This is a genomic window from Myxococcus sp. RHSTA-1-4, assembly GCF_020037125.1.
GTDB lineage: Bacteria > Myxococcota > Myxococcia > Myxococcales > Myxococcaceae > Myxococcus.
The window spans coordinates 375,409-396,780 of the sequence record NZ_JAIQDG010000002.1 but is presented as its reverse complement, the minus strand read 5'-3'; the positions used below and the strand labels follow the sequence as shown (position 1 = coordinate 396,780).

Annotated in this window: 13 protein-coding genes; 3 read left to right on the top strand and 10 right to left on the bottom strand. The window is 71.9% G+C overall.

Annotated elements, in window-relative coordinates:
• The 9 genes from K8638_RS05075 to pssA form a co-directional block, all read right to left on the bottom strand.
• Positions 1 to 3,030: a zinc-ribbon domain-containing protein gene (locus K8638_RS05075; protein ID WP_223753258.1), complete on the bottom strand. Its 3,030-nt coding sequence runs from the start codon at positions 3,028 to 3,030 to the stop codon at positions 1 to 3.
• A gap of 3 nt (positions 3,031 to 3,033) precedes the next feature.
• Complete coding sequence (gene purH / locus K8638_RS05070) at positions 3,034 to 4,578, bottom strand: bifunctional phosphoribosylaminoimidazolecarboxamide formyltransferase/IMP cyclohydrolase (RefSeq protein ID WP_223753257.1); 1,545 nt, start codon at positions 4,576 to 4,578, stop codon at positions 3,034 to 3,036.
• 104 nt (positions 4,579 to 4,682) lie between these two features.
• A complete protein-coding gene (locus K8638_RS05065; protein WP_223753256.1) occupies positions 4,683 to 5,174 on the bottom strand; it encodes a sigma factor-like helix-turn-helix DNA-binding protein in 492 nt (163 codons plus the stop codon).
• Positions 5,175 to 5,219: 45 nt separating this feature from the next.
• Positions 5,220 to 5,744 carry a MerR family transcriptional regulator gene (locus K8638_RS05060; RefSeq protein WP_223753255.1) on the bottom strand — a complete coding sequence of 175 codons (525 nt, stop codon included), beginning with the start codon at positions 5,742 to 5,744 and terminating at the stop codon, positions 5,220 to 5,222.
• Positions 5,745 to 6,076: 332 nt separating this feature from the next.
• On the bottom strand, positions 6,077 to 8,404 hold the full coding sequence (locus K8638_RS44815) for a protein kinase (RefSeq protein WP_370643912.1): 2,328 nt from the start codon (positions 8,402 to 8,404) through the stop codon (positions 6,077 to 6,079).
• 20 nt (positions 8,405 to 8,424) lie between these two features.
• A complete protein-coding gene (locus K8638_RS05050; protein WP_223753254.1) occupies positions 8,425 to 10,797 on the bottom strand; it encodes a serine/threonine-protein kinase in 2,373 nt (790 codons plus the stop codon).
• Positions 10,798 to 10,932: 135 nt separating this feature from the next.
• Entirely contained in the window at positions 10,933 to 11,319 is a 387-nt protein-coding gene (locus tag K8638_RS05045; RefSeq protein ID WP_370643911.1) for a hypothetical protein, read from the bottom strand.
• Between the two features lie 134 nt (positions 11,320 to 11,453).
• The gene (locus tag K8638_RS05040) at positions 11,454 to 14,420 is read right to left on the bottom strand and encodes a choice-of-anchor D domain-containing protein (protein ID WP_223753252.1); all 2,967 of its coding nucleotides are present in this window, start codon (positions 14,418 to 14,420) and stop codon (positions 11,454 to 11,456) included.
• 158 nt (positions 14,421 to 14,578) lie between these two features.
• Positions 14,579 to 15,223 carry a CDP-diacylglycerol--serine O-phosphatidyltransferase gene (gene pssA, locus K8638_RS05035; protein WP_223753251.1) on the bottom strand — a complete coding sequence of 215 codons (645 nt, stop codon included), beginning with the start codon at positions 15,221 to 15,223 and terminating at the stop codon, positions 14,579 to 14,581.
• A 221-nt stretch (positions 15,224 to 15,444) separates the two neighbouring features.
• On the opposite strand from pssA, the gene K8638_RS05030 reads away from it, so the two are divergent.
• Positions 15,445 to 17,904 (top strand): penicillin acylase family protein, encoded by a 2,460-nt coding sequence (locus tag K8638_RS05030; protein ID WP_223753250.1) that lies wholly within the window; start codon positions 15,445 to 15,447, stop codon positions 17,902 to 17,904.
• 310 nt (positions 17,905 to 18,214) lie between these two features.
• Positions 18,215 to 18,661, top strand: a complete 447-nt coding sequence (locus K8638_RS05025) for a DofA protein (protein ID WP_223753249.1) — start codon at positions 18,215 to 18,217, stop codon at positions 18,659 to 18,661.
• On the opposite strand, the gene K8638_RS05020 is transcribed toward K8638_RS05025, so the two are convergent.
• Positions 18,627 to 19,460 (bottom strand): ThiF family adenylyltransferase, encoded by an 834-nt coding sequence (locus K8638_RS05020; RefSeq protein ID WP_223753248.1) that lies wholly within the window; start codon positions 19,458 to 19,460, stop codon positions 18,627 to 18,629. The two genes, K8638_RS05025 and K8638_RS05020, sit on opposite strands and share 35 nt — an antisense overlap.
• Before the next feature lie 490 nt (positions 19,461 to 19,950).
• Here K8638_RS05020 and K8638_RS05015 point away from each other — a divergent pair, with 490 nt between their 5' ends.
• The gene (locus K8638_RS05015; protein WP_223753247.1) at positions 19,951 to 21,372 is read left to right on the top strand and encodes a hypothetical protein; all 1,422 of its coding nucleotides are present in this window, start codon (positions 19,951 to 19,953) and stop codon (positions 21,370 to 21,372) included.

Below are 21,372 nucleotides of genomic sequence, written 5' to 3'. Positions count from 1 at the left end.
TCACCGTTCCAACTGATAGAGCATCCGCTTGGCGGGGAGGTACGCCGGATCCAACCCCACCACCTTCACCAGGGTGTCTCGTGCCGCCGCGCGCCGCTGCGGCGGCTCCAGCTCCGCCAGCCGCACCTGCGCCGACAGCAGCCCGGGCGCCAGCGTCAGCGCGTCGCGAAGGGCGCGCTTGGCCGGCTCCACCTGCCGGGCCTCCGCCAGGGCCAGTCCCAGCGACAGGTGCGCCACGGGCATCTGCCGCCCGCCCTCCACCGCCTGCTGGCCCAGGCTCCTCGCCTCGGAGGTGTTGCCGCGCTTCAGCGCGATGAGCGACCGGTACGCCTGCGCCGCGCCGTTGTTGGAGTCCACCTCCAGCACGTCGCGGAAGTGGCGCTCCGCCGCGTCCAGGGCTCCCTGGTGGAAGCGCAGCAGGCCCTCGTACAGCAGGGGCGACGGGTCCTCGGGGCCCTCGGCCAGCGCGAGGATGATGCCCTCCATGCCCTCCACCGTCTCGGCCGGGCGCAGCCAGAAGCGCGTCACCGCCGGCCGGGGCTCCAGCCGCAGCGGGTCCGACTGGAGCGCCGGGTTGAGCGCGCGGAACGCATCTTCGCGCCGCTTCGCGCTCGCCGCGGCAACGCCGGCCAGCAACTGCGCGTCCAGCCTCCGCCCGTCCAGCCGCACCGCCTCCTGGAAGCGCTCCAGCGCCTCCGCGGGCTTCTTCTCCAGCAGCAGCAGCCGGCCCTCGAGCACCTTCTCCAGCGCCGCGTCCTCCAGCCGTCCCCGGAGGCCCGAGAAGTGCTCCCGCGCCTTCGTCGCGTCGCGGCGGCCCAGCGCCACCAGGAAGACCTGGAGGTGCGCCTCGGGCAGGCCCTTCACGAGCCGCAGGGCCTCCTCGGCCGCCTTCGCCCCCGCGTCCGCATTGCCCACCGCGCGCTCCGCGGCCGCCAGGTGCACCAGCGCCTCGGCCACCTCGGGGTTCTCGTACTCGGAGCGGTTCTTCAGCAGCGCGCGCAGCTCGCGCACCGCGGCGGCGGCGTTGCCCTCCGTCTGGTAGCGCAGCATGGCCAGCGGCAGCAGCGCGCGCAGCTCGCCGGCGTCCGCCTTCACCCGGGCCTCGTACAGCCGCCGCGCCTCGGAGGGCTCGCCCACCTCCTGGTAGATGCGGGAGGTGGCCGCGAGGCTGTCCCAGTCCTGGGGATTCGCCGCCAGGCGCTTGCGCAGCGTGTCCAGCGCGGCCGAGTACTCGCCGGCCGACTCGTGCGCGAGCGCGCGGTAGTACGGGACGCGCTTGAGGTCCGGTGCGAGCTGCTGCGCGGTGTCGAAGTGGTTGCGCGCCAGCTCGCTGGACGTGGACAGGTACGCGCGCCCCAGGATGAGGTGCGCCTCGGCCTTCTGCACGTCGGGGACCTCGGAGAGGCCCAGCAGCTCCTCGGCCAGCTTGCGCGCCTGCTCGAGCGGGTCGGACTGCCGGGAGCGCGTCAGCAGCAGGTTCGCGTGCGCCAGCAGCAGCGGCGCGGTGCGGCCCGAGCGGGCCTCCGCCGCCTCCATCAGCGTGCGCGCCTCCTGGAAGGTGGCGTCATCCAGGCCGGCGCCACGCCCCAGCGCCAGCGCCTGCACATAGCCGGCGATGGCCGCGTCGCTCCGGGGGTCCAGCAGCAGCGCCTGCTGGAAGGACTCCTCCGCCTCGGCGTAGGCGAAGCGGTCGTCGCTGGCGAGCTGCTTCTGCCCCTCCGCGAGCCGCTCCGCGCTGCTGCCGCTGAGCTCCAGGTACTTCAGCTTCCAGCGCGACAGCACCGCCTGGATTTCTCCCGGGACAGGGGGCGGGGCCGGAGGCTGTGCATTCCGGCGCGCCTGCTCCTGATGCCGCTGGAAGAGGATGAACCCGCCAGCGCCACCGCCGATGAGCAGCAGCACCAGTCCCCCCAGGAGCAGCCCCCGCCCGCGCCCGCTGGACGCGCGGCCCGCGGCCTGAATCTGCGCGGAGCCCGTCCGCGGCCCGGGGACGCCGGAGATGCGCGAGGAGCCGCTGCGGGGCTCGGCCCCCAGCGACGGCGCGGTGCGAGCGCCACTGCGGGGCTCGGGCCCCATGTCCGGGATGATGTCGGTGCTGATGGGAATGCGCGGGCTGCTCCGGGGCTCCGCGCCCAGGCCCGGGGCCGCGGAGGCTCGAGGGCCGCCGCGAGGCTCGGGCGAGAGAGACGGCGAGGCCCCCTCCTCCAGCGAGGTGAGCGGCGGAAGGAAGTCCGCGCCTCCCGAGGCGGCGGCCACCGGAGCCGACGCGGCGGCAGCGGCCGGCGCCCGGGCGGGCTCCCGCTGCCGGCAGTCGTCGCACATCCCGAGCGCCTGGTCGAAGGAGTCCGTCAGCGGCTTGCCACAGGAGCGGCAGCCGGAGGTGGCCGGCCTGGACGACGCCAAGGGGGCCGTCGCCGCCGTGGCCGGAGGCGCGGCGCGGGGCGTGGACGCCGCCGTGGGCGGAGTCACCGGAACGGGAGCAGCCCCGGGCCCCGAGGAGACGCGGGCCACCGGGGCGGGCGGCGCGGCGGGAGCCGGCCCCAGGAAGTCGAGCAGCGGGTCCGCGCCCGGAGCGGCCGGCGCAGGGGCATCCAGGCTCGCGAACGGGTCCACCGGGGGCGCGGAAGCGGGACCGGGAGACGGCATGGCCCCGAAGTCTCCGAAGAGGTCCGAGGCCGGAGCAGCCGCGGCCTGCGCGGGCCGGGCGGCCCCCTGGGAAGGCCGGTTCGCCGCGGGTGGAGGGACCGGCGGAGCCGCGGTGGGAGGCGGCGAGCCGAAGTCGCCGAAGAGGTCTCCCTCCGCCGGAAGCGCCGGAGCGGCGGGCGCGGCCTGCGGCTGCGGAGGCTGGGTGGCGGGCGCCGCGGGCTGCGACGAGGGAGCCGGCGCGCCAGCAGCGGGCGCGGCCGAGGGATCGCGCCGGACCAACTGCAGGTGCCGGCAGCGGGGACACTGCGCGCGAACGCCCTTGGCGGTGATCAGTCGATCATCGATCGCATAGGCGGCCGCGCATTTCTGACAGACGATGCGCATGACTCAGTGACGGAAGTGTCTCACTCCCGTCAGTACCATGGCCATTCCATGTTCATCCGCCGCGGCGATGACCTCCGCGTCCCGGATGGAGCCGCCCGGGTGGATGACGCAGGTCGCCCCGGCCCTGGCCGCCTCGTCCAGGCCGTCCCGGAAGGGGAAGAAGGCGTCCGAGGCCACGGCGCTCCCCTTGAGGGCCTCTCCGCCGCGCTGCATCGCGATGCGCACCGAGTCCACCCGGTTCGTCTGGCCACCGCCCTGCGCCAGCAGCCTGTCTCCCGAGGAGAACACGATGGCGTTGCTCTTCACGTGCTTGCACACCTTCCAGGCGAAGCGCAGGGCCCGCTCCTCGTCCGGTGTGGGGGCGCGCTTGGAGACCACCTTCCAGCTCAGCGCCGGCTCCACCGCGTCCCGGTCCATCAGGAGCAGTCCGCCGGACACGCTCCGGGCGTCGAGCTGGGCCCTCGGCCGGGCGCTCGGCGAGGCCAGCGCCGCGCCCGCCTCCAGGAGCCGCAGGTTCTTCTTCGCCGCCAGCACCTGGAGCGCCGCGGGCGAGTAGGACGGCGCGATGACCGCCTCCAGGAACGTCTCCGCCATGGCCTGGGCGGTGGGCTCGTCCACCTCGCGGTTGAGCGCGACGATGCCGCCGAAGGCGGACACCTCGTCCACCGCGCGCGCCGTGCGGTACGCCTTCACCAGCGAGTCATCCACCGACACGCCGCACGGGGTGTTGTGCTTGATGATGACCGCGCAGGGCTTCTCCGGGAACTCCAGCAGCAGCCCGAGCGCCGCGTCCAGGTCCAGGATGTTGTTGTAGGACAGCTCCTTGCCCTGCAGCACCTTGGAGAAGGCCAGCGTGGGCTCCGCGGGCGCGGAGTGCTCGCGGTAGAAGGCGCCGCGCTGGTGCGGGTTCTCCCCGTAGCGCAGGTCCTGCACCTTCTGGAAGGCCAGCGACAGCTCGCCGGGGAACGGCTCGCCGGCGCCACCGGACAGCCACGCGGAGATGGACGCGTCGTAGGCCGCCGTGTGGGCGAAGGCCTTGCGCATCAGCCGGCGCCGCGTCTCCTCGCCCACCGCCTTGTGCTGCTCCAGCTCGGCGAGCACCCCGGTGTAGTCGTCCGGGTCCACCACCACCGCCACGTGCCGGAAGTTCTTCGCGGACGCGCGCACCATGGCCGGCCCGCCGATATCAATCTGCTCGATGACGTCCGCTTCCGCGGCGCCCGACGCCACCGTCTGGCGGAAGGGGTACAGGTTCACCGCGACCAGGGAGATGGGCTCGATGCCGTGGGCCTTCATCTCCGCCCGGTCCCCCTCCAAATCCAAGCGGCCGAGGATGCCGCCATGGATGCGGGGGTGGAGCGTCTTCACGCGTCCGCCGAGAATCTCGGGGCTCTGCGTATGGTCGGAGACCTTGGTGGCGGGGACGCCGGCGCTCTTGAGCGCCTCCAGCGTGCCGCCCGTGGAGAGCAGACGGAAACCCAGTCGAACGAGGCCCTGGGCGAAGGGAACCAGGCCTCGCTTGTCGGAAACGCTGAGGAGAGCCAGCACGTGTGCGCCTCGGTGTGCGGGGAGCGGCGGTCCTAGCAACCACCCCCTGGGGTGTCAACGCATCACGTCGGCCCTCCGTCGACGGGCGAAAACCGCCCCGCCCCTCAGGGCTTGCGAGCGGAGACCGGAGGCTCGGCCTCGGTGGCCTCGCGCAGCTTCATCAGGCCGCGAGTCTCCACCTGGCGGATGCGCTCGCGGGTGAGGTTCATGATTTCCCCGACCTCCTCGAGGGTGATGCCGCCCTTCTCCGCCACGTCCAGGGCGCAGGTGTGCTCCAGCTCCCAGATTTCCTTGTCCGGGAAGTTGAGCTTGATGGACCCCGTCTCCGGATTCACGTCCAGGTAGAGGTTGTGCTTGCAGGAGACGAACATGCACGGGCGCGGGCCGTTGACGCAGTCGGCGCGGGTGCGCGGCCGCGTGTCGTCCATCTGCTTCAGCAGGTCCGCCTCTTCCGGGTCCACCTGGCCGGTGAGACGGCGCCGCCGCAGGTCGCGCGCCATCTCCTTGCGCGACATGGTCTTGGAACGGCGGCGCTCCTGCGCCTGCTCCGTCTCCTGGGCCCCGCCCTCCTCCTGTAGCTGCTTCACTTCCGACATGTCCCCTCCACGTGGAGCCAGTCTACCCGCTTCCGGGCCGGCATCTTATTGCGAACGGATGGTTTCGTCTGCGCGTGCGGTTACGGCGCTGCCCAGCCGGGCCACATCCCGGACCAGATCCTGCGCTCTTTGCCGCAATGTTGCCAACTCCGCCTCGAGCGTACGCCGGTGCTCCCCCCCAAAGGCGCGATCCCCCAGCTCTTCCTGGAACCCATCCAATAGACCCGCCAGGTCCCGCTCCAACTGGTCGATGTGGTTGCGGTGGAAGACGTAGGAGCGCTTGATGTCCTCCAGGGTGTGCCCCTCCGCCATCATCTTCTTGATGACATTGATGCGACGCACCGCCTCCACCGGATAGAGCCCCCGGCTTCCCTGGTGCTTGCCCTTGCGCCCCACGCGGCGGCTGCGCGGTAGCAGCCCCGCCTGGACGTACTTGCGGAACGTTGCTTCCGACAGGCGCACACCCCGCGGCCGGAAGATCTCCAGGATGGCGCTCGCGGGCAGACCTCCCGCGTTCTCGCGCTCGATCCGAGCAATCTCGTCGGGAGCCAGCAGGTGCATCGAATCCATTGAATATATTCTACTGAATGGGCTGCACTGAGTGCCAGAGCCGATCGCAGGAGTCAAGGCAGTCCGCTACAGGCCTGTTCGGCGGAGACCGATAGAGGACGCGCGGAGGCGTAGCGGCGTGAGGAGGCCGGAAGCGGCTTCAGGCCGCGCGGTGGGCGCTGAAGCGGGAGGTGGGCGGAAATGACTCGGGGCCCCTCACCCGGCCGCAAGCGGCTTCAGGACACACGGGGGGTGGAGACGGAAGGTGGCCGGAAGCGGCCGATGAGCGCGGCGCGGAGGGAGCCTGGACACCGGGGCCTTCCGGCGCCCGGCGGCGTTCACTGGTTGACGCTTCAGCGGGCTCGGGGCGCCCGGAACTCGCGAGTCACGGAGCCGCCGGCGGTGACGGTGACGTCGAAGCGCTTGTCGCCGGTGGGGTGCTGGAAGACCAGCTTATAGGTGCCCGGGGGCAGCCGGTACGAGGCACGCCCCGAGACCTCACCCATCTTCTTCCCGTCGATGAACACGGTGGCGTACGGCGCGGCGCGCACCTGGAGTGTGCCCGTGGACACGGCCGGACGGGCCTCCCGTGTCTCGGAGGCCTCGGGCCGCGAGTCCCCCGAAGCGGGCCGGGGCTCGGTGCCGGCGAGCGCTTCCTCCCGCTTCAGCCCGTCCACCTCGGAGTCGGCGTCCTCGCCACCATTCGCGGGCGGAGCGACGGCGAGCGCCGCTTCGCTCCCGGCGTCCACCGGAGCGGCGGAAGCCGGGGGGGAGACGGCGGGCGGCCCGCCCGTGGTAGCCGGCATCCCGGCGGACGCGGCCGTTCCGGCCTCCGAGGGTGCGGTCGCCGGCGCGGGCTCGGCGCGGAAGCGCATCAGGGCCACTCCGCCTCCGACGACGGCCAGGCCCAGCGCGGCGCTCAGCCCCAGCGCCAGCGGGCGGCGGCGCGAAACGGGCCTCACCCCTCCGGAGCCCTCCTCCCGCGCGCCGGGGAGCTCGTTCTCGGGGAGCTCGGCATCAGCCAGGGCGGCGGGCTCGGTCGACGACTCGGTTCTCTCCTCCTCCACGGCCTGCATCCCATCCGGACGGCTCGGCCGCCTCCCGGAGTCCGTCCCGGAGGATGGCACCGCGGGCAGCCCCTTCGCCCCGCTCGGCCGCTTCGTGCCGGAAGCCGTCCCCGACGACACGGACGGCAGGTCTCTCGCCCCGCTCGGCCGCTTCGTGCCGGAAGCCGTCCCCGACGACACGGACGAAACTCCCCCGCCCTGGCTCGGTCGCTTTCCGTCGGTCGCGGCCCCCATCCCCGGCGACGGCACGCCCTCCCCCTGGCCCGGCAGCCTCGCTCCGGAAGCCGTGCCGGACGACACCGCGACGTCACCCTCCCCTGCTTCGGGCGGGGGCACCGCCGGGGTGCCCTCCGGACGGCTCGGCCGAACCGCGGCAATGGGCGCGGCCAGGGGTGGCAGGGGGCGCGGCACCGGCGACGAGGCCACGGCCGGCAGCGGCATCATCGGCGTGGCCATGGGCGGCAGCGGCACGGGCGCGGCGACGGGCTCCTCGTCCCTGCGAGGCAGCACGAAGGTGCTCGCGTTGACGTCCTCGTCGGGCGACGGCGCCACCGCGATGCCTCGGCCGCTGGAGACCCCCGGCATCACCGCCGTGGGCTCGCGCGGGGCCGGGACAGGAGCCTCGTCACCCGGGGGCGTCGGCACCTGCTCGACGTGGGTCCGCTCCTGCACCGTGGGCAGGGCCTGGGTGAGGCTGGTGGGAAACAGGCGCCGCATGAAGGCGCTCAGGTCCGTGTCGTCCACCGACCGGGCGTGCTTCAGCACGCACTGGGCCAGGGCGCGCTCCAGCTCCCCCGCCGTCTGGAAGCGGGCCCCCGGGTCGCGGTCCAGCGCCCGCACCACGGCGGCGTCCAGGTCCGCCGGCACGTCCGGGTTGAGCCGGGCCGGGGGCGGAATGGCGCTCTGCTGCACCGCGCGCAGCACCGCCACCTCCGAGTCCCCGTCGAACAGCCGCCCGCCCGTGAGCATCTCCCACAGCACCACGCCCAGGGCGAAGATGTCCGTGCGCGCGTCCACGGCCTCGCCACGGGCCTGCTCCGGGGACATGTACGCGAACTTCCCCTTCAGCACGCCGGGCTGGGTGAGCTTGTTGCCCGCCTTCGCGATGCCGAAGTCCGTCAGCTTCACCGCCCCGTCGAAGGACAGCAGCACGTTGTGCGGCGTGACGTCCCGGTGCACCAGGTCCAGCGGCTGCCCGTTCACCTTGAGCCGGTGCGCGTAGTGCAGACCCCGCGCCACCTCCGCGCCGATGTGCGCCACCAGCACCGGCGGCACCGGCTCCATCAGCTCCTTGCACTTCTTGCGCAGCTCCCACAGCGAGCAGCCGCGCACGTACTCCATGGCCAGGTAGTACGTGTCCTCGTGCTTGTCGAAGTCGAAGATCTGCACCACGTTGGCGTGGTTCAGCCGCGAGGCCAGCCGCGCCTCGGCGATGAACATCCCGACGAACTCCGGGTCGCTCGCCAGGAAGGCGCGCACCCGCTTGATGACGACCTCCTTCTCGAAGCCCTCCGGGCCGCGGGCCGTGCACAGGTAGATCTCCGCCATCCCGCCCTCGGCGAGCTTGCGGCGGACGACGTACTTGCCGATGTGGGTTCCGGCTTCGAGAGTCACGAGAGGTTCCAGGACGAGCGCTAGTCGAACTTCACGCTCACCACGTTGATGTCGACGGGACTGACCTCGATACGCCGAGAGAGCGTCTTCTTGAGGTCGGGCTGGAAGAACTTGCACTCATGGGTGCCCACGCGGAGCTCCACGGCCTCGAAGGGCGCCTCACCCAGCCACCGGCCGTCGCACGTCACCTCCGCCCCGCGCTGTACCACGAAGCGGACGCGGCCCATGCGCCCCTCCGCCGGGGTTTCCGGCTGCAGCTCCAGGTGCTCCACCTGCGTGGGGCCCTGCCCCACCTTCACCGCGCGAACCAGCGGGTGGTGCTTCGCCGCCTCCGCGCGCACCGCCAGCTCCGTTCCCGCCACCGCCCGCACCTCCACCGGCGCGGGGCCCTGCCGCTGGCCATTCACGAAGACGATGGCCTCCGCGGGCACCGTCTCCACCCGGAGCCGCACCCGGGCCGAAGCGGCCGCCTCCGGAGGAAAAACCGCCACGCGAGGCTCCCCCTTCGAGGCCAGCGGCACCAGCCGCAGCAGCCCGGGTGACACCGAGCCGGCGGCCGGAACCTCCACCGTGGTCCGCAGCTCCTCGTAGCCCTCCCGGCTCAGCACGACGGAATAGCGGCCGGCCTCCATCGGAGGCAGGACCAGCGGCGTCCGCTCCATGAGCGGCTGGCCCTCGAAGACCACCGTGGCCCCGGGAGGCAGCGTCTCCAGCCGCACCGTGGCCGGCGGAGGCCCGGGCCAGGCCCACACCAGCGCGGCCACCACCACGGCCACCAGCAGCCCTCCCCCCGCGGCCAGGTGCCACCGCCGGAGCCCCGCTGCGGGCGCGGCCGCCGGGCGCACCACGGACGGAGCGGGCCGCGCGGGGCGCGACAGGGCCAGGGACAGCGTGGGCGCGTCCTCCTCCGCCTCGTTCTCCGGGGCCACCGGCACCACCACGCGCGCGGCCCGCACCACCTCCGGCATGGCCAGCGTGGGTCCGTCGTCCTCGACCTGCATCTCGTGCGGAGGAACCGCGTCGGGCCGTCCCGCCTGGGGCATGACCCGGGGCACGGTGCGAGCCTCCGGCACCGGCGGCGCCGTCACGTCCGACCGCGTCCCCCGCGCGTCGATGCGGATGTCCATCGTGGGCCCGTCCTCCTCCTCGTCCACCGGGGGCGGCGCGGGTACCCCACCGGGGCCGGGGCGGGAGGGACGCTCGTTCGGCGCCTCCAGCGCGCGCCGCGTGCCCGTCATCGACCGCGGCGCCGGACGCTCGGGCTCCGGCTCCGGCTCGAGGCGCGCCGGCCGCGACGCGGCGCGCGGGCGCTGCGCGGCCGTCTCCTCCACGAGGGCGGGGGGCGTCCGCGTCCGGGGCAGCGCCGGCCGCAGGCCCGTGCGGCGCGAGGGTGCCTCGGGACGCGGAGGCTGCGGCGACGGCTCGGACTCCTCCACCTGCACCTCACCCGAGCGGGCCTCCGCCGCCAGCCGCTCCGCGTACAGCTCCCTCATGTACGCGGCCAGGTGCGCGGACGAACCGGGCAGCCGGTGCGCGGCCAGCCACGCCTCCAGCGCCTGCTGGAGCTGCGCCGCCTCCTGGTAGCGCTCCGCCGGCTCCTTCGCGAGCGCCTTGAGGACGATGGCGTCCAGGTCCCGCGGCACGCGCTCCGACAGTTGCGACGGCGGCACCACGCGGCACTCCGACACCGCGGTCAGCGTCTGCATGTCGGTGGCGCGCTTGAACAGGCGCGTGCCGGTGAGCAGCTCGTACAGCACCACGCCCAGCGCGAAGATGTCCGCGCGGCAGTCCACGCGCTGCCCCGCCGCCTGCTCCGGGGACATGTACGCGTACTTCCCCTTCAGCACCCCGGAGCGGGTGACGGTGGCCTGGTCCGCCGCCTTGGCGATGCCGAAGTCCACCACCTTCACCCCGCCCTCGAACGTCACCAGGATGTTCTGCGGGGACACGTCGCGGTGGACGATGCCCAGCGGCCGGCCCGTGGCGGGGTCCGTCCGCTTGTGCGCGTAGTCCAGGCCCGCGCACGTCTCGATGAGGATGCGGCACACCAGCGGCACCGGCACCGGCTGCCCCCGCGTCTCCGCCTCCTTCCACAGCTTCCGCAGGTCCTCGCCGTGGATGTACTCCATGGCGATGAAGAACGAGTCGCCCTGCGCCCCCAGGTCGAAGATCTGCACCACGTTGGGGTGGTTGAGGCGGGCGGCGATGCGCGCCTCGTCCAGGAACATCTTGATGAAGTCGTCGTTGTCCGTGAGGTGCGGGAGGATGCGCTTGACCACCAGCAGCGCGTCGGACGCGTCCGGCCCCTGGCGCCGCGCCAGATAGATCTGCGCCATCCCGCCCGTGGCGAGACGCTTCAGGAGCTGGTAGCTGCCATAGGTTTCGATGGACACGGCGACCTGACCGTTCCCCCTGGGCTGCCACACCACGGGTGGCCCCAAGGGTCCGGGCGCGGGAAGGCCCCGAGCGTAAGCCCACGCGCCAGGGGGGTCAAACGTCCAGGTGCCCCTGACGGCCCGACCCGCTGGCTACCGCCGGGCGGCCCGGACCTCGCGGGTTTCCCGCATCAGCGCCTCCAGCTCGTCCAGGTGCCGCTTCAGCACCGGCATCAGCACCGGCGCCGCGTCCACCCGGTCGAACAGGTCCAGCACCCGGTCCACCATGCGCTCGATTTCCCGCGCCCGCACCGGACTGATGCGGCGGAGCAGCAGGTCCGCGCCCGCCTCCATCAGCACACGCGCCACGGCATCCCGGGAAGCCAGCGGCTCCTGCTTCCGCTGTCCCTCACCCCGGATGACACGCAGCCCGGGTGCGCGCACCGGCGCCCGCGCCTCGGTCGTCATCGTTCCATCCTGGTCTCGGGAGATCACCGGGTGCCTCCTCGGCAGCAGCGGGTACGACCTCAGGGTACACACCGCGAGGTGCCCTCCAACTTTCTGGTCATTCGCACAGCCAGGTGCAGACCTGTAGCACCGGGGGCTGACACGAACGTCGAGGGCCGGATGGCGGGTCCTTCGGCTGGATCACACCCGCTGCCTGTCCGCCCGCCCTACAGCGCGGCGCACGAGCGCCGGTAGGTGATGGAGATGCGCGAGCCCGGGCCCGGCACGTTGGAGAAGACGACGCTGTTGCTCGGGCCGTCGTAGCTCCAGCCCGACGTCACCGGAGCGCCATTCACCGACACCACGAGGGAGCCCGGCTCGGGCAGCTCGCTGAGCGGGAAGCGCGTCTGCGCGGAGAAGGCCTTGTCCGCCACCGCGCGCAGCAGGGGCCGGTAGTCCGGGGCGCACACGCTGACCACCTCGCCGCCGGTGCGGGCCGTGGCCTCCGCGTAGCGCGTGCCCGCGCCGCCCGCCGTGTCGCAGCCGTCCTCCGGGGGAGCGATGGCGTAGAACGTGGCGCGCTGCGGCTGGTTGACGCCCTTGAGCTGCTGGGCCCACTGCACGTACGTCTCCACCGCGTCCGGCGAGTGGTCGTCCTCGTCGCTCACGAAGAGCACCACCAGCGCGGCCTCGTCGCGCAGGAAGCCGAGGTTGCCGTCGCGCGGCAGGCGGGTGCGCGCGTCGTCCGCGTTGTTCACCAGCGGCCGCGACAGCGCGCGGCGCATGGCCTCGAAGCCCTCCTCCACCTCCGCGCACTTGCCCACCTGCACGTTGCGCTGGAGCTGCGCCACCAGGTCCGGCATGCCGCTGGTCAGGATGCGGTTGAAGGTGTTGTCCGCCGGGAAGAAGCGGCCCGCCTCCCCGCCCAGCGCCCCGCCGGGACAGTCATCCGCCGGGTTGGGCTGCGGCGCGGGCTGGATGCCGGTGGTGGTGACGGCCACGTGCAGGTTGACGTTCTTCTCCAGCGCCGTGTCCACGAAGGTGGGGACGGCCTCCACCAGCCGCGTCTGCTCCACCGCCATGGAGTCCGTGTTGTCCACCACGAAGAGGACGTCCACCTTGCTCACGTCCTGCTGGACGAAGGTGTCCGTCTTCTCCACCCGCTTGGAGGACTCGCCGATGAGCGGCACCAGCAGCGGCGCCGGCAAGTCGCTCGAGCCCACGAACAGCGGCGACAGGTTCATGCCGTAGACCTGCGCGAAGTACTCCACGCCCACCGTGAAGCCCTGGTTGGGCTGCACGGTGAAGGGAATGGGGGCCGGCACGCTCTGGAGCGCGAACTCGGAGTCCGTGGTGCCGGGGCCAATCCAGATGTTGTCCACCGTCACCGGCGCGGTGCACGCGTTGAGGAAGTTCACCTCCATCGGCTCGGGCGGGCAGTCGCGGCGCGCCACGCCCCAGTCCAGGTAGCGGCGCGAGGCCACCAGGCACGCCGCCTGCGAGTTCGCCCGCAGCGGCACCAGGATGAACGGGTTGGCCGGCTCCATCTGCTCCACCTGCAGCAGGCCGGTGAAGCTGCCGCCCCTCGGGGGCGCGATGAAGGACACCTGGAAGCTGAACCAGTCCCCCGGGTACATGATGCCGCCGTACAGCGCGCCACCCGGCATGCCGAACACGCCGCCTCCGTCGTCACGCAGCTGGATGTTCTTCACCGGGCACAGGTCCGTGCCCCGGTTCTCCAGCTTCACGCCCAGCACCGCGCCCTGCGCCGGCGGCACCGTGCCGAAGTCCAGCGCCAGCGGCGTGACGACGAGGTTGCACGGGGCGTGCTGCTCGGCCTGGCCGAGGAAGTCCATCTGCACCGAGGACGCGGAGAAGGCGTTGGTGGTCATCACCAGCGAGCCCGACGCCGGGCCCACGCGCGTGGGCTCGTAGAACACCTCGATGTTGACCTCCGCCCCCGGCTGGAGCACGTGCGGCATGGCCAGCGGCGCGTGGTTGAACTGCAAGGGGCCGCCGGGCGACGGCTGCCACTGCAGCGTCTGGAGCGTGAGCGCGCCCGCGTTGGACGAGCCGCAGTTCTTCACGTTGACGATGACGCGCGTCTTCGAGCCCAGCGGCTGCTTTCCGAAGTCATATGAAAGCGGCGACACGCACAGCTCCGCCGCGCCGCCGTAGCCCCGCAGGCCCACGGGCAGCGTGGGGTGGCGCCGGCTCTCCACGTGGTACAGCGCGGTGTCCCGCGCGGGGCCCTGGTGGTCCGGGCTGTAGCGCAGCTGGAAGCCGCGCACCTCGCCGGGCTGGAGCACCAGCGGGAAGCCCGGGTTGTTCTGGCTGAAGGACGCGTCCTTGCCCTCCAGCGTCAGCCGAGTCACCGTCACCGGCTCGGTGCTGATGTTGCGGATGCGCGACTCGCGGTAGGACTCGCGGTCCACCGGCACCGCGCCGAAGTCCACCACCTCCGGCTCGGCCACCACCGCCCTGTCCAATGCCTCGGCGGCCACCAGCACCGGCACGTCCGCGCAGCCGCGGCAGGGCGCCACCGCCAGCGCCACCTGCTTGCGGCCCACGCGCACCGGGCTGAACGTCACGGAGACGTCCCTGCGCTCCCCCGCCGCCAGCGTCACCGGCTCCGCGCTGAACTCGTCACGGTCCGCGCCCACCCACCGCGGCGTCACCACCACCGGCATCTCCGAGGTGTTCTCCAGGGTGAGCGACAGCGTCTTGGAGGACTCCGCCTCGATGCGGCCGAAGTCCAGCCGCCGCGGCGACACCTCCGCCCACGCCGCCACGCCCGTGCCGCTCAGCGGAATCTTCAGCACGGGCTCGAGGCGCGTGTCCGAGCGCACCACCAGCATGGCGGGCAGCGCCCCCGGCTTGGGCGGAGCGAAGCGCACGCGCAGCGTGGACGCGTTCCCCGGCGCAAGGCCGTGCGGCCCCGCCTGCGTGAAGTCCGCGAGGTAGGCGCCCTCCGGCCCCTCCACCCACACTTCATTCACGTTGATGCGCGCGCGGCCCACGTTGCGCAGCGTCACCTCCGCCTCGCGCGCGTCGAAGATGGCGACCTTCTGGAAGTCCACCCCGCCAGGAGTGGCCGTCAGCCGCCCGTCCGCGAGCGCCGAACGCTCCCGGTCCGCACACCCGGCCAGCAGCCCCACCACCGCGAGGGCCAGCAAGCCCCAGCGCCCCGTCATGGCTCCCACCCCTTCCCCACACCCATCGCCCGTGTCCGCCACTCACCCCACGGGGAGGAGACCGGACGGTTCGGTGGCGAAGCTAGGCACCCACTCCGGGGCGGGCAACCACCCACGGATGGGAAAACCGGGGACCCGGGGGCGGGCCCTGTCCGCTTTCAGATTTTCGGGATGCGCAGTGTCTTGCTGATCATCGCGCTGCCGCTCGCGGCGTACAGCAGCACGAGCGGATGCAGCGTCACCGGCCCCAATTCCCACGCCCCGCCGAGCAGGTTCTCGCCGATGCGATCATTCCAGGTGGCCACCGCCAGCACCATGACGAGCGCGAGGCTGGTGGGAATGGGGGTGCCCTCGAAGTACTTCACCTTCCCCGTCTCGTCCGCCATCTCCGCGGAGGTGACGTTGAAGCGCGCCAGCCGGCTGATGCCGCACGCGACGAAGTAGAGGAGCACCGCCACGTCCAGCGCCCCCCGCATCCCCACCGCGAAGGCCAGCGCCGCCGGCGCCATGCCGAAGGAGATGACGTCCGCCAGCGAGTCCAGGTCCGCCCCCAGGGGCGACTTCTTGAAGCGCCACCGGGCGATGCGCCCGTCCATGAAGTCCAGGAGCAGCGCCAGCGGCATCAGCCCGAAGGCCACCCACAGCCATTGCCGCTCCCCCGAGGCCAGGTACTGCATCGCGGAGAGGATGGCCCCCGCCCCCGCGAAGCCGTTGCCGAGCGTGACGAAGTCGGCGAGCACGAACGTGCGAATCATCGAGAAGTGGCGGCGCGGACGGCGGGCACGAGGCTGCTCGGTCGTCATATCCACGCTCTCCTAGCACACCGTGTCTTCACTGCCCGTAGCCTCGTTCCGGTCAGTCACGTCTGGTACGCTGGGGTGGGAAAAAGTTCATTCCCGGAAAACTTTTGACGTTGGAATCAACCCGTCCGTACGCTGCCCAACTTATGCACTCGACCCACCCTGCTTCTTCTCCGCAGAGAGTGCGCCCGGACCCTCGGCGCACCCGTTGGCAACTTTCCCTTATGGCCGGGCTCAGCCTGGCAGTGGCCACGGCGTGTGGCGACGATGAGGATCCGCCCCCGCCGCAGCCGACCCCGACGCCCACCTACGAGGCGACCATCCGCCGCACGGCGCACGGCATTCCGCACATCAAGGCCAAGGACATGGGCAGCCTGGGGTACGGCCAGGGTTATGCCTTCGCCCAGGACCACGTCTGCATCCTGTCGGAGCAGATCCTCAAGGTGCGCGGCGAGCGCGCGCGCTACCTGGGCCAGGGCAACGGCAGCCTCATCGCGGCCAGTGACTTCGCGTACCGCCTGCTGGACCTGCCCGGGCGCGCCCAGGCCAGCTTCGGCAAGCAGCCGGCGGACGTGCAGGCGCTGATCAAGGGCTACGTCGCGGGCTTCAACCGCTACCTGTCGGAGACGCCGGCGGCCAACCTGCCCCAGCCGTGCAAGGGCGCGGACTGGGTGAAGCCCATCACCGAGACGGACCTGCTGGCGTACCACATCAGCGTGGGCCTGGCGGCCAGCAGCTACCAGCTCATCCTGGCCATCGCCGCGGCCCAGCCGCCCACGGTGAGCGGCGGCACCGTGGGCCGCCCCGCGCCGGGCAGCTTCAAGTTCGAGCGCCCCGAAGCGCACCAGGTGGGCAGCAACGGCTGGGCCCTGGGCAAGGACAAGTCCGCCGGCGGCCGCGGCATGGTGGTGGCAAACCCGCACTTCCCCTGGGAGGGAGAGCTGAAGCTCTGGGAGAGCCAGCTCACCGTGCCGGGCGAGCTGAACGTGTACGGCGTGGGCCTGCTGGGCGTGCCCGCGGTGCTCATCGGCTTCAACGAGAACGTGGCGTGGACGCACACCTTCTCCTTCGGCCAGCGCATGACGCTGTACCGGCTGCCGCTCGTGGACGGCAAGCCGACGTCGTACTGGTACGAGAACCAGGAGCGACAGATGACGGAGCACAACATCACCATCCTCGTGAAGCTGCCCGAGGGCTCGGTGACCAACGTCACCCGGAAGATGTACACCAGCCACTACGGCCCCATCATCGCCATCCCGGGCAGCGCGGACTGGACCACGCAGTTCGCGTACAGCCTCCGTGACGCGAACATCGACAACACCGCGCTGGTGGCCCAGTTCGTGGGCATGGACAAGTCGCGCAGCTTCAAGGAGTTCAAGGACGTCTACGCGAACGTCCAGGGCATCCCCTGGGTGAACACCATGGCGGCCGACAAGGAGGGCAACACCTGGTACACGGACGCCACGCCCACCCCCAACCTGCTGCCCGAGGCCATCGCCGCCTGGCGCGACGCCATCACCGGGACGGACCCGCAGATCGCCGCCTTCTGGAATACCCAGGGCGTGGTGCTGCTGGACGGCAGCAAGAAGGTGAACGAGTGGCAGGATGAGGCCGGCGCCCCCAGGCCGGGCATCGTTCCGTTCAGCAAGGTGCCCCAGCTGGACCGCACCGACTTCGTCTTCAACGCCAACGACAGCTACTGGCTGGCCAACCCCCTCCAGCCGCTGACGGGCTTCTCGCCCATGCACGGCTTCGAGAGGACGGGGCAGAGCCCGCGCACGCGCATGAACGCGACGCTGCTCATGGAGGTCCGCGAGGACGGCGCGTCCGGCGCGGACGGCAAGTTCACCCAGGCCGAGCTGGAGAACGCCATCCTCAGCAACCGCGGCATGACGGCGGAGCTGCTGCACACGGCGGTGGTCCAGCGCTGCCAGGGCAAGACGACGGCGAGCTACCAGCGGACGGTCAACGGAGTCCCCGAGACTGTCACGGTGAACATCCAGCCGGCGTGTGAGGCGCTCGCAGGGTGGGACCAGCGCTACGACATCAACAGCGTGGGCGCCGTGGTGTGGCGTGAGTTCGCCGGCACCGCTCCGGCCGGCACGCACACCAACGGTGGGACGCTCTACGCGAATCACTTCGACCCGAACGACCCCATTGCCACGCCCAACACGCTGGCCCCGCCGCCGGCCTCCGGCGACGACCTGGTGCTGACGCGCCTCGCGATGGCCACGGGCCTGCTGAACGAGGCGGGCATCCCGGTGAACAGCCGGCTGGGTGACGTGCAGTACACCCCGCGCGTCGCCGGCGAGAAGATTCCCATCCACGGCGGCATGCTCACGGACGGCACGGCGAACGTCGTCAGCTACGGCACCTTCAAGTCCACCACCGCCGTGGCCGACTTCACCGCCCCGCAGGGCCGGTACGTCAACACCCGCACGGGCCTGACCGACAAGGGCTACGTCATCAACAACGGCAGCAGCTTCATCATGGCCATGGAGTTCACCGAGAACGGGCCGAAGGGCCGCGCGGTGCTCACCTACAGCCAGTCCAGCGACCCGGCCTCCCCGTACTTCGCGGACCAGACGCGGCTGTTCTCCCAGAAGCAGTGGCGCCCCATCCTCTTCTCGGAGGCGGAGGTCGCCGCCGCGCCCGCCGAGGAGCAGACCCTCTCCGGCGACTGACGCCGCCCCGGGGCCCCTCTCCTTCGTGAGAGGGGCCTCCACCTGAAGCAATGGCCCGGGGCCCGAGGCACACACCCGCCTCGGACCCGGGGTCCGCACCGGAGCCCGCTCGAGCCCCTTCGCGCTCGCGGCCCTCCGTCCTCCAGTGGACGCGTACTGTGTCCTGCCGGAGATGCCGGCCTCCAGGTCCGATTCCGTTCACTGGAATGGCGCGCACGATTCGCGCCCAGACCGCCGGGGGCCCTTCGTCCGTTCCCCGGCGAGAGGGGTACCGGGAACTCCCGGTCTAGCGAAGGAGCAGTGCGACACCATGGCAACTCCGGTCTTCAAGACAGCCCTCATCGACAGGGTCTTCTTCCTCCGTTGGGAGGCGCCTCCCACGCTGGAGGAGACCCAGGCCGTGCTCGGCCAGATGAAGGGCGCGTACGAGCAGCTCAAGCCTCCGATGGTGCTGGTGGCGAGCCTGTCTCCCAGGTCCTCCGTGCCCAACACGGAGCAGCGGCGCAACCTGTCCAACCTCCAGTCCGACGCGCGGCCCCTCTTCTCGGAGATTCACGCCATCGTCGAGGGCAATGACCTGCAGTACAACCTCCAGCGCGTCATCATCTCCGGCATCAACCTGGTGACGCGCACGTATGACGAGACCTACCACCACGTGCACAAGCACGCGGACCTGGTGGCGCCGTACCTCAGCAAGCGCCTGGGCGTGGACGGGGTGAAGGTCATCCAGGAGGCGCGCTCACGCGGCGTGGTGTGAGCCGGGCACGCGCGGGTGGAAGCGACGCCCGGACGTAGCGGTGGTCGAAGAGGTCCACGTAGAGGTACTCCGGCCAGGACACCATGGCGCGGGGGCCGAGCATCACCCCGCGCATCAGCTCGCTCACCATCATCCCCGCCGCGGTGGTGGCGCCCACGACGCAGGTGGGCGCGTGCCCGAGGCCCTGGTAGCACGCGTCCATGTACTCCTGGAGCATGTAGCTGCCCAGGTGGGGGATGATGGCGGGCAGGTCGATGCGGCCGTCCGGAAGGATGTAGAGCTGCTCGTACAGCGGCGCGTCCGGCTGGAAGACGTGGAGCGCCGCGCCGAAGCCCAGCATCAGCCCCGTCATCACCGGCACGCCGCGCTCGCGGCACGCGCGGTGGAGCGCCTGCTTGGCCCGCGCCCCCGCGATGTCGATGACCTCCACCACGAAGTCCACCGGAGGCAGGCCCCCGCCGCCCGCGAGCACCGCCCCCACGTTGGCGGCCGTGATTCCCTCCGGCACCTTCCGCAGCCGCAGGTCCGGGTGGATGTCCAGGCACATCCGCCCCACCACCTCCACCTTCGGCTGACCCAGCGTGCTCTCGAAGCAGCCCGCCTGCCGGTTCATGTTGTGCCGCTCGTACGTGTCGAAGTCCGCCAGCGTGAGGCACCCGAAACCCAGCCGCGCCAGATCCACCGCGCACTGGCCGCCCGCGCCGCCCACGCCCGCGACGAGCACGTGCGTGCGTGACAGACGCTCCATCGTTTGGGGACCGATGACTCCGAGGTTTCGCTGGAAGCGTGGTTCCACCATGGGGCCTCCCGGATAGAGGGGTGCGTCTCCATGTGCGCCCTCGCCCCCGAGCGTGGCGAGGGCGGCGGTGACCCGTGTGTTCAGCACCCCTTCCCGTTCCCCGGTGCTGTCAGGACCCAGGCAGGTATCCAGCCCTTCGGGACTGAACGGCTCTTGCTGGATCCTGCCTCCTGTGTTTAGTGGATAACGCCCGTCGACCCCACCTCTCATGCCCTGTTGGCCGCTCCGCCCACGCGCGGAGATGCCGCACCGGTGACGTACCCGCTTCAGTGCTGAAGCAGGCACGGAAGTCCCGCACCTGGCAGGGCATGTCAGAGGTTCGATCCACAGTGCGCTTCACACGTGAAGCTCCTGTCTGGGCGGTACTCCAGGGAATCCAAGCGTTTGGGGGGTGGCTTGGATTCTGCTCAAGGGGCGACACGGCAGGGGGAGTCCTGGGCCGGCGGTACGCGGCTCCCCCCAACCCCTTCCGCTGGTTCGAGGTCTCTGTATGCGTTCCTGGTTGATTCTGTGCGTCTCGCTGGTCGGCCTGCTCGGTTGCGAGGGTGGTGCGGTCTCCGTGGAGGAGCCGCGGCAGACCGTCTCGCCCGAGGCCACGCTGAACGGCGTCACGTGGGTGGGCGGCGACACGGGTGGCGGCGACACCGCGGGCCGCGCCGCGCTGCGCTTCGCCGAGCGAGAGCCGCTCATGGGTGACCTGGCGCACTATCGAATCCCGGTGCGGGTGGGCGCGGGCGAGCACGACGTCGTCACCCTCCACCGCGTGGTGCGTGAGCGCGCGCCGGGGCGGCCGTCTCGCACGAGCCGGGCGGTGTTCATGGTGCACGGCGACGGCTGGGGCTTCGAGGCGGCCTTCCTCTCCAGCGTGGGCTCGGCGCATGTGCCGGCGGACCGCTCGCTGGGCGTGTTCCTGGCCCAGGAGGGCGTGGACGTGTGGGGCATCGACCTGCGGTGGGTGGGCGTGCCGGCGGGGACGCAGGACTTCTCGTTCATGAAGGACTGGACGCTGGGCACGCACGCGGCGGACGTGGGCACGGGCCTGCGGCTGGCGCGGGTGGTGCGCGCGATGACGGGCAGCGCGCGCGGCTCCATGCACCTGCTGGGCTGGAGCCGGGGCGCGGCGATTGGCTACGCGTACCTGAACCAGGAGACGCGCCTGCCGCGCGGGCTGCGCCAGGTGGACGGCTTCATCCCCGTGGACATGGTGGTGCAGTACGCGCCGGACGAGGTGGAGCGGCGGGCCGAGGCCTGCGAGCGCCACGCCGTGCTGAACGCGGACAGGGCCGAGGGCCGCGTGGAGGGAGGCCTGCTGGGGCCCGCTCCGGGAATCATGCTCCAGGCCATCGGCCAGGCTGCCACGCTGGCGCCGGACGCGCCGTCCGAGCTCGTGCCGGATGACGTGTTCGGCCCCGGCACCGGCCGGCCCACCAACCGGCGGGTGGCCATCGTCTCCGCCGCGGCCACGGGCGCGCTGCTGGCGCCGCTCAAGGCCATCACCCCGGGCTATCACCTGATGGGCGGAACGCTGGACGCCACGGGGCTGCCGGCAGGCCTGGCCTTCATCTCGCACGAGGGCTACCTGTACGAGTACGCGCAGCGCAGCGCGCCGTACCAGAGCCTCAACGAGGTGGTGGAGACGGAGGCGTGGCTGTGCGGCCTGGAAGTCCCCTATGACGACCACCTCTCCGAGGTGAAGGTGCCGGTGCTGTACGTGGGCGCCGCGGGCGGCATGGGCCGCTACGGCGAGCACAGCGTGTCACTGCTGGGCAGCCAGGACGTCACCGTGCTCACCGCCCGCACGCTGCCGGAGGAGTACCGCGCGCTGGACTACGGCCACGCGGACCTGTTCCTCGCGGACGACGCGAGGGAGCGCGTCTGGACGCCGCTGCTCCAGTGGGTGCGCGCCCACTGA

Bases quoted from the DNA above. Each gene is read 5' to 3' on its own strand.
- K8638_RS05075 (WP_223753258.1), bottom strand. From the start codon at position 3,030: ATGCGCATCGTCTGTCAGAAATGCGCGGCCGCCTATGCGATCGATGAT.
- K8638_RS05065 (WP_223753256.1), bottom strand. From the start codon at position 5,174: ATGTCGGAAGTGAAGCAGCTACAGGAGGAGGGCGGGGCCCAGGAGACG.
- K8638_RS05060 (WP_223753255.1), bottom strand. From the start codon at position 5,744: ATGGATTCGATGCACCTGCTGGCTCCCGACGAGATTGCTCGGATCGAG.
- K8638_RS05040 (WP_223753252.1), bottom strand. From the start codon at position 14,420: ATGACGGGGCGCTGGGGCTTGCTGGCCCTCGCGGTGGTGGGGCTGCTG.
- pssA (WP_223753251.1), bottom strand. From the start codon at position 15,223: ATGACGACCGAGCAGCCTCGTGCCCGCCGTCCGCGCCGCCACTTCTCG.
- K8638_RS05030 (WP_223753250.1), top strand. From the start codon at position 15,445: ATGGCCGGGCTCAGCCTGGCAGTGGCCACGGCGTGTGGCGACGATGAG.
- K8638_RS05025 (WP_223753249.1), top strand. From the start codon at position 18,215: ATGGCAACTCCGGTCTTCAAGACAGCCCTCATCGACAGGGTCTTCTTC.
- K8638_RS05020 (WP_223753248.1), bottom strand. From the start codon at position 19,460: ATGGTGGAACCACGCTTCCAGCGAAACCTCGGAGTCATCGGTCCCCAA.
- K8638_RS05015 (WP_223753247.1), top strand. From the start codon at position 19,951: ATGCGTTCCTGGTTGATTCTGTGCGTCTCGCTGGTCGGCCTGCTCGGT.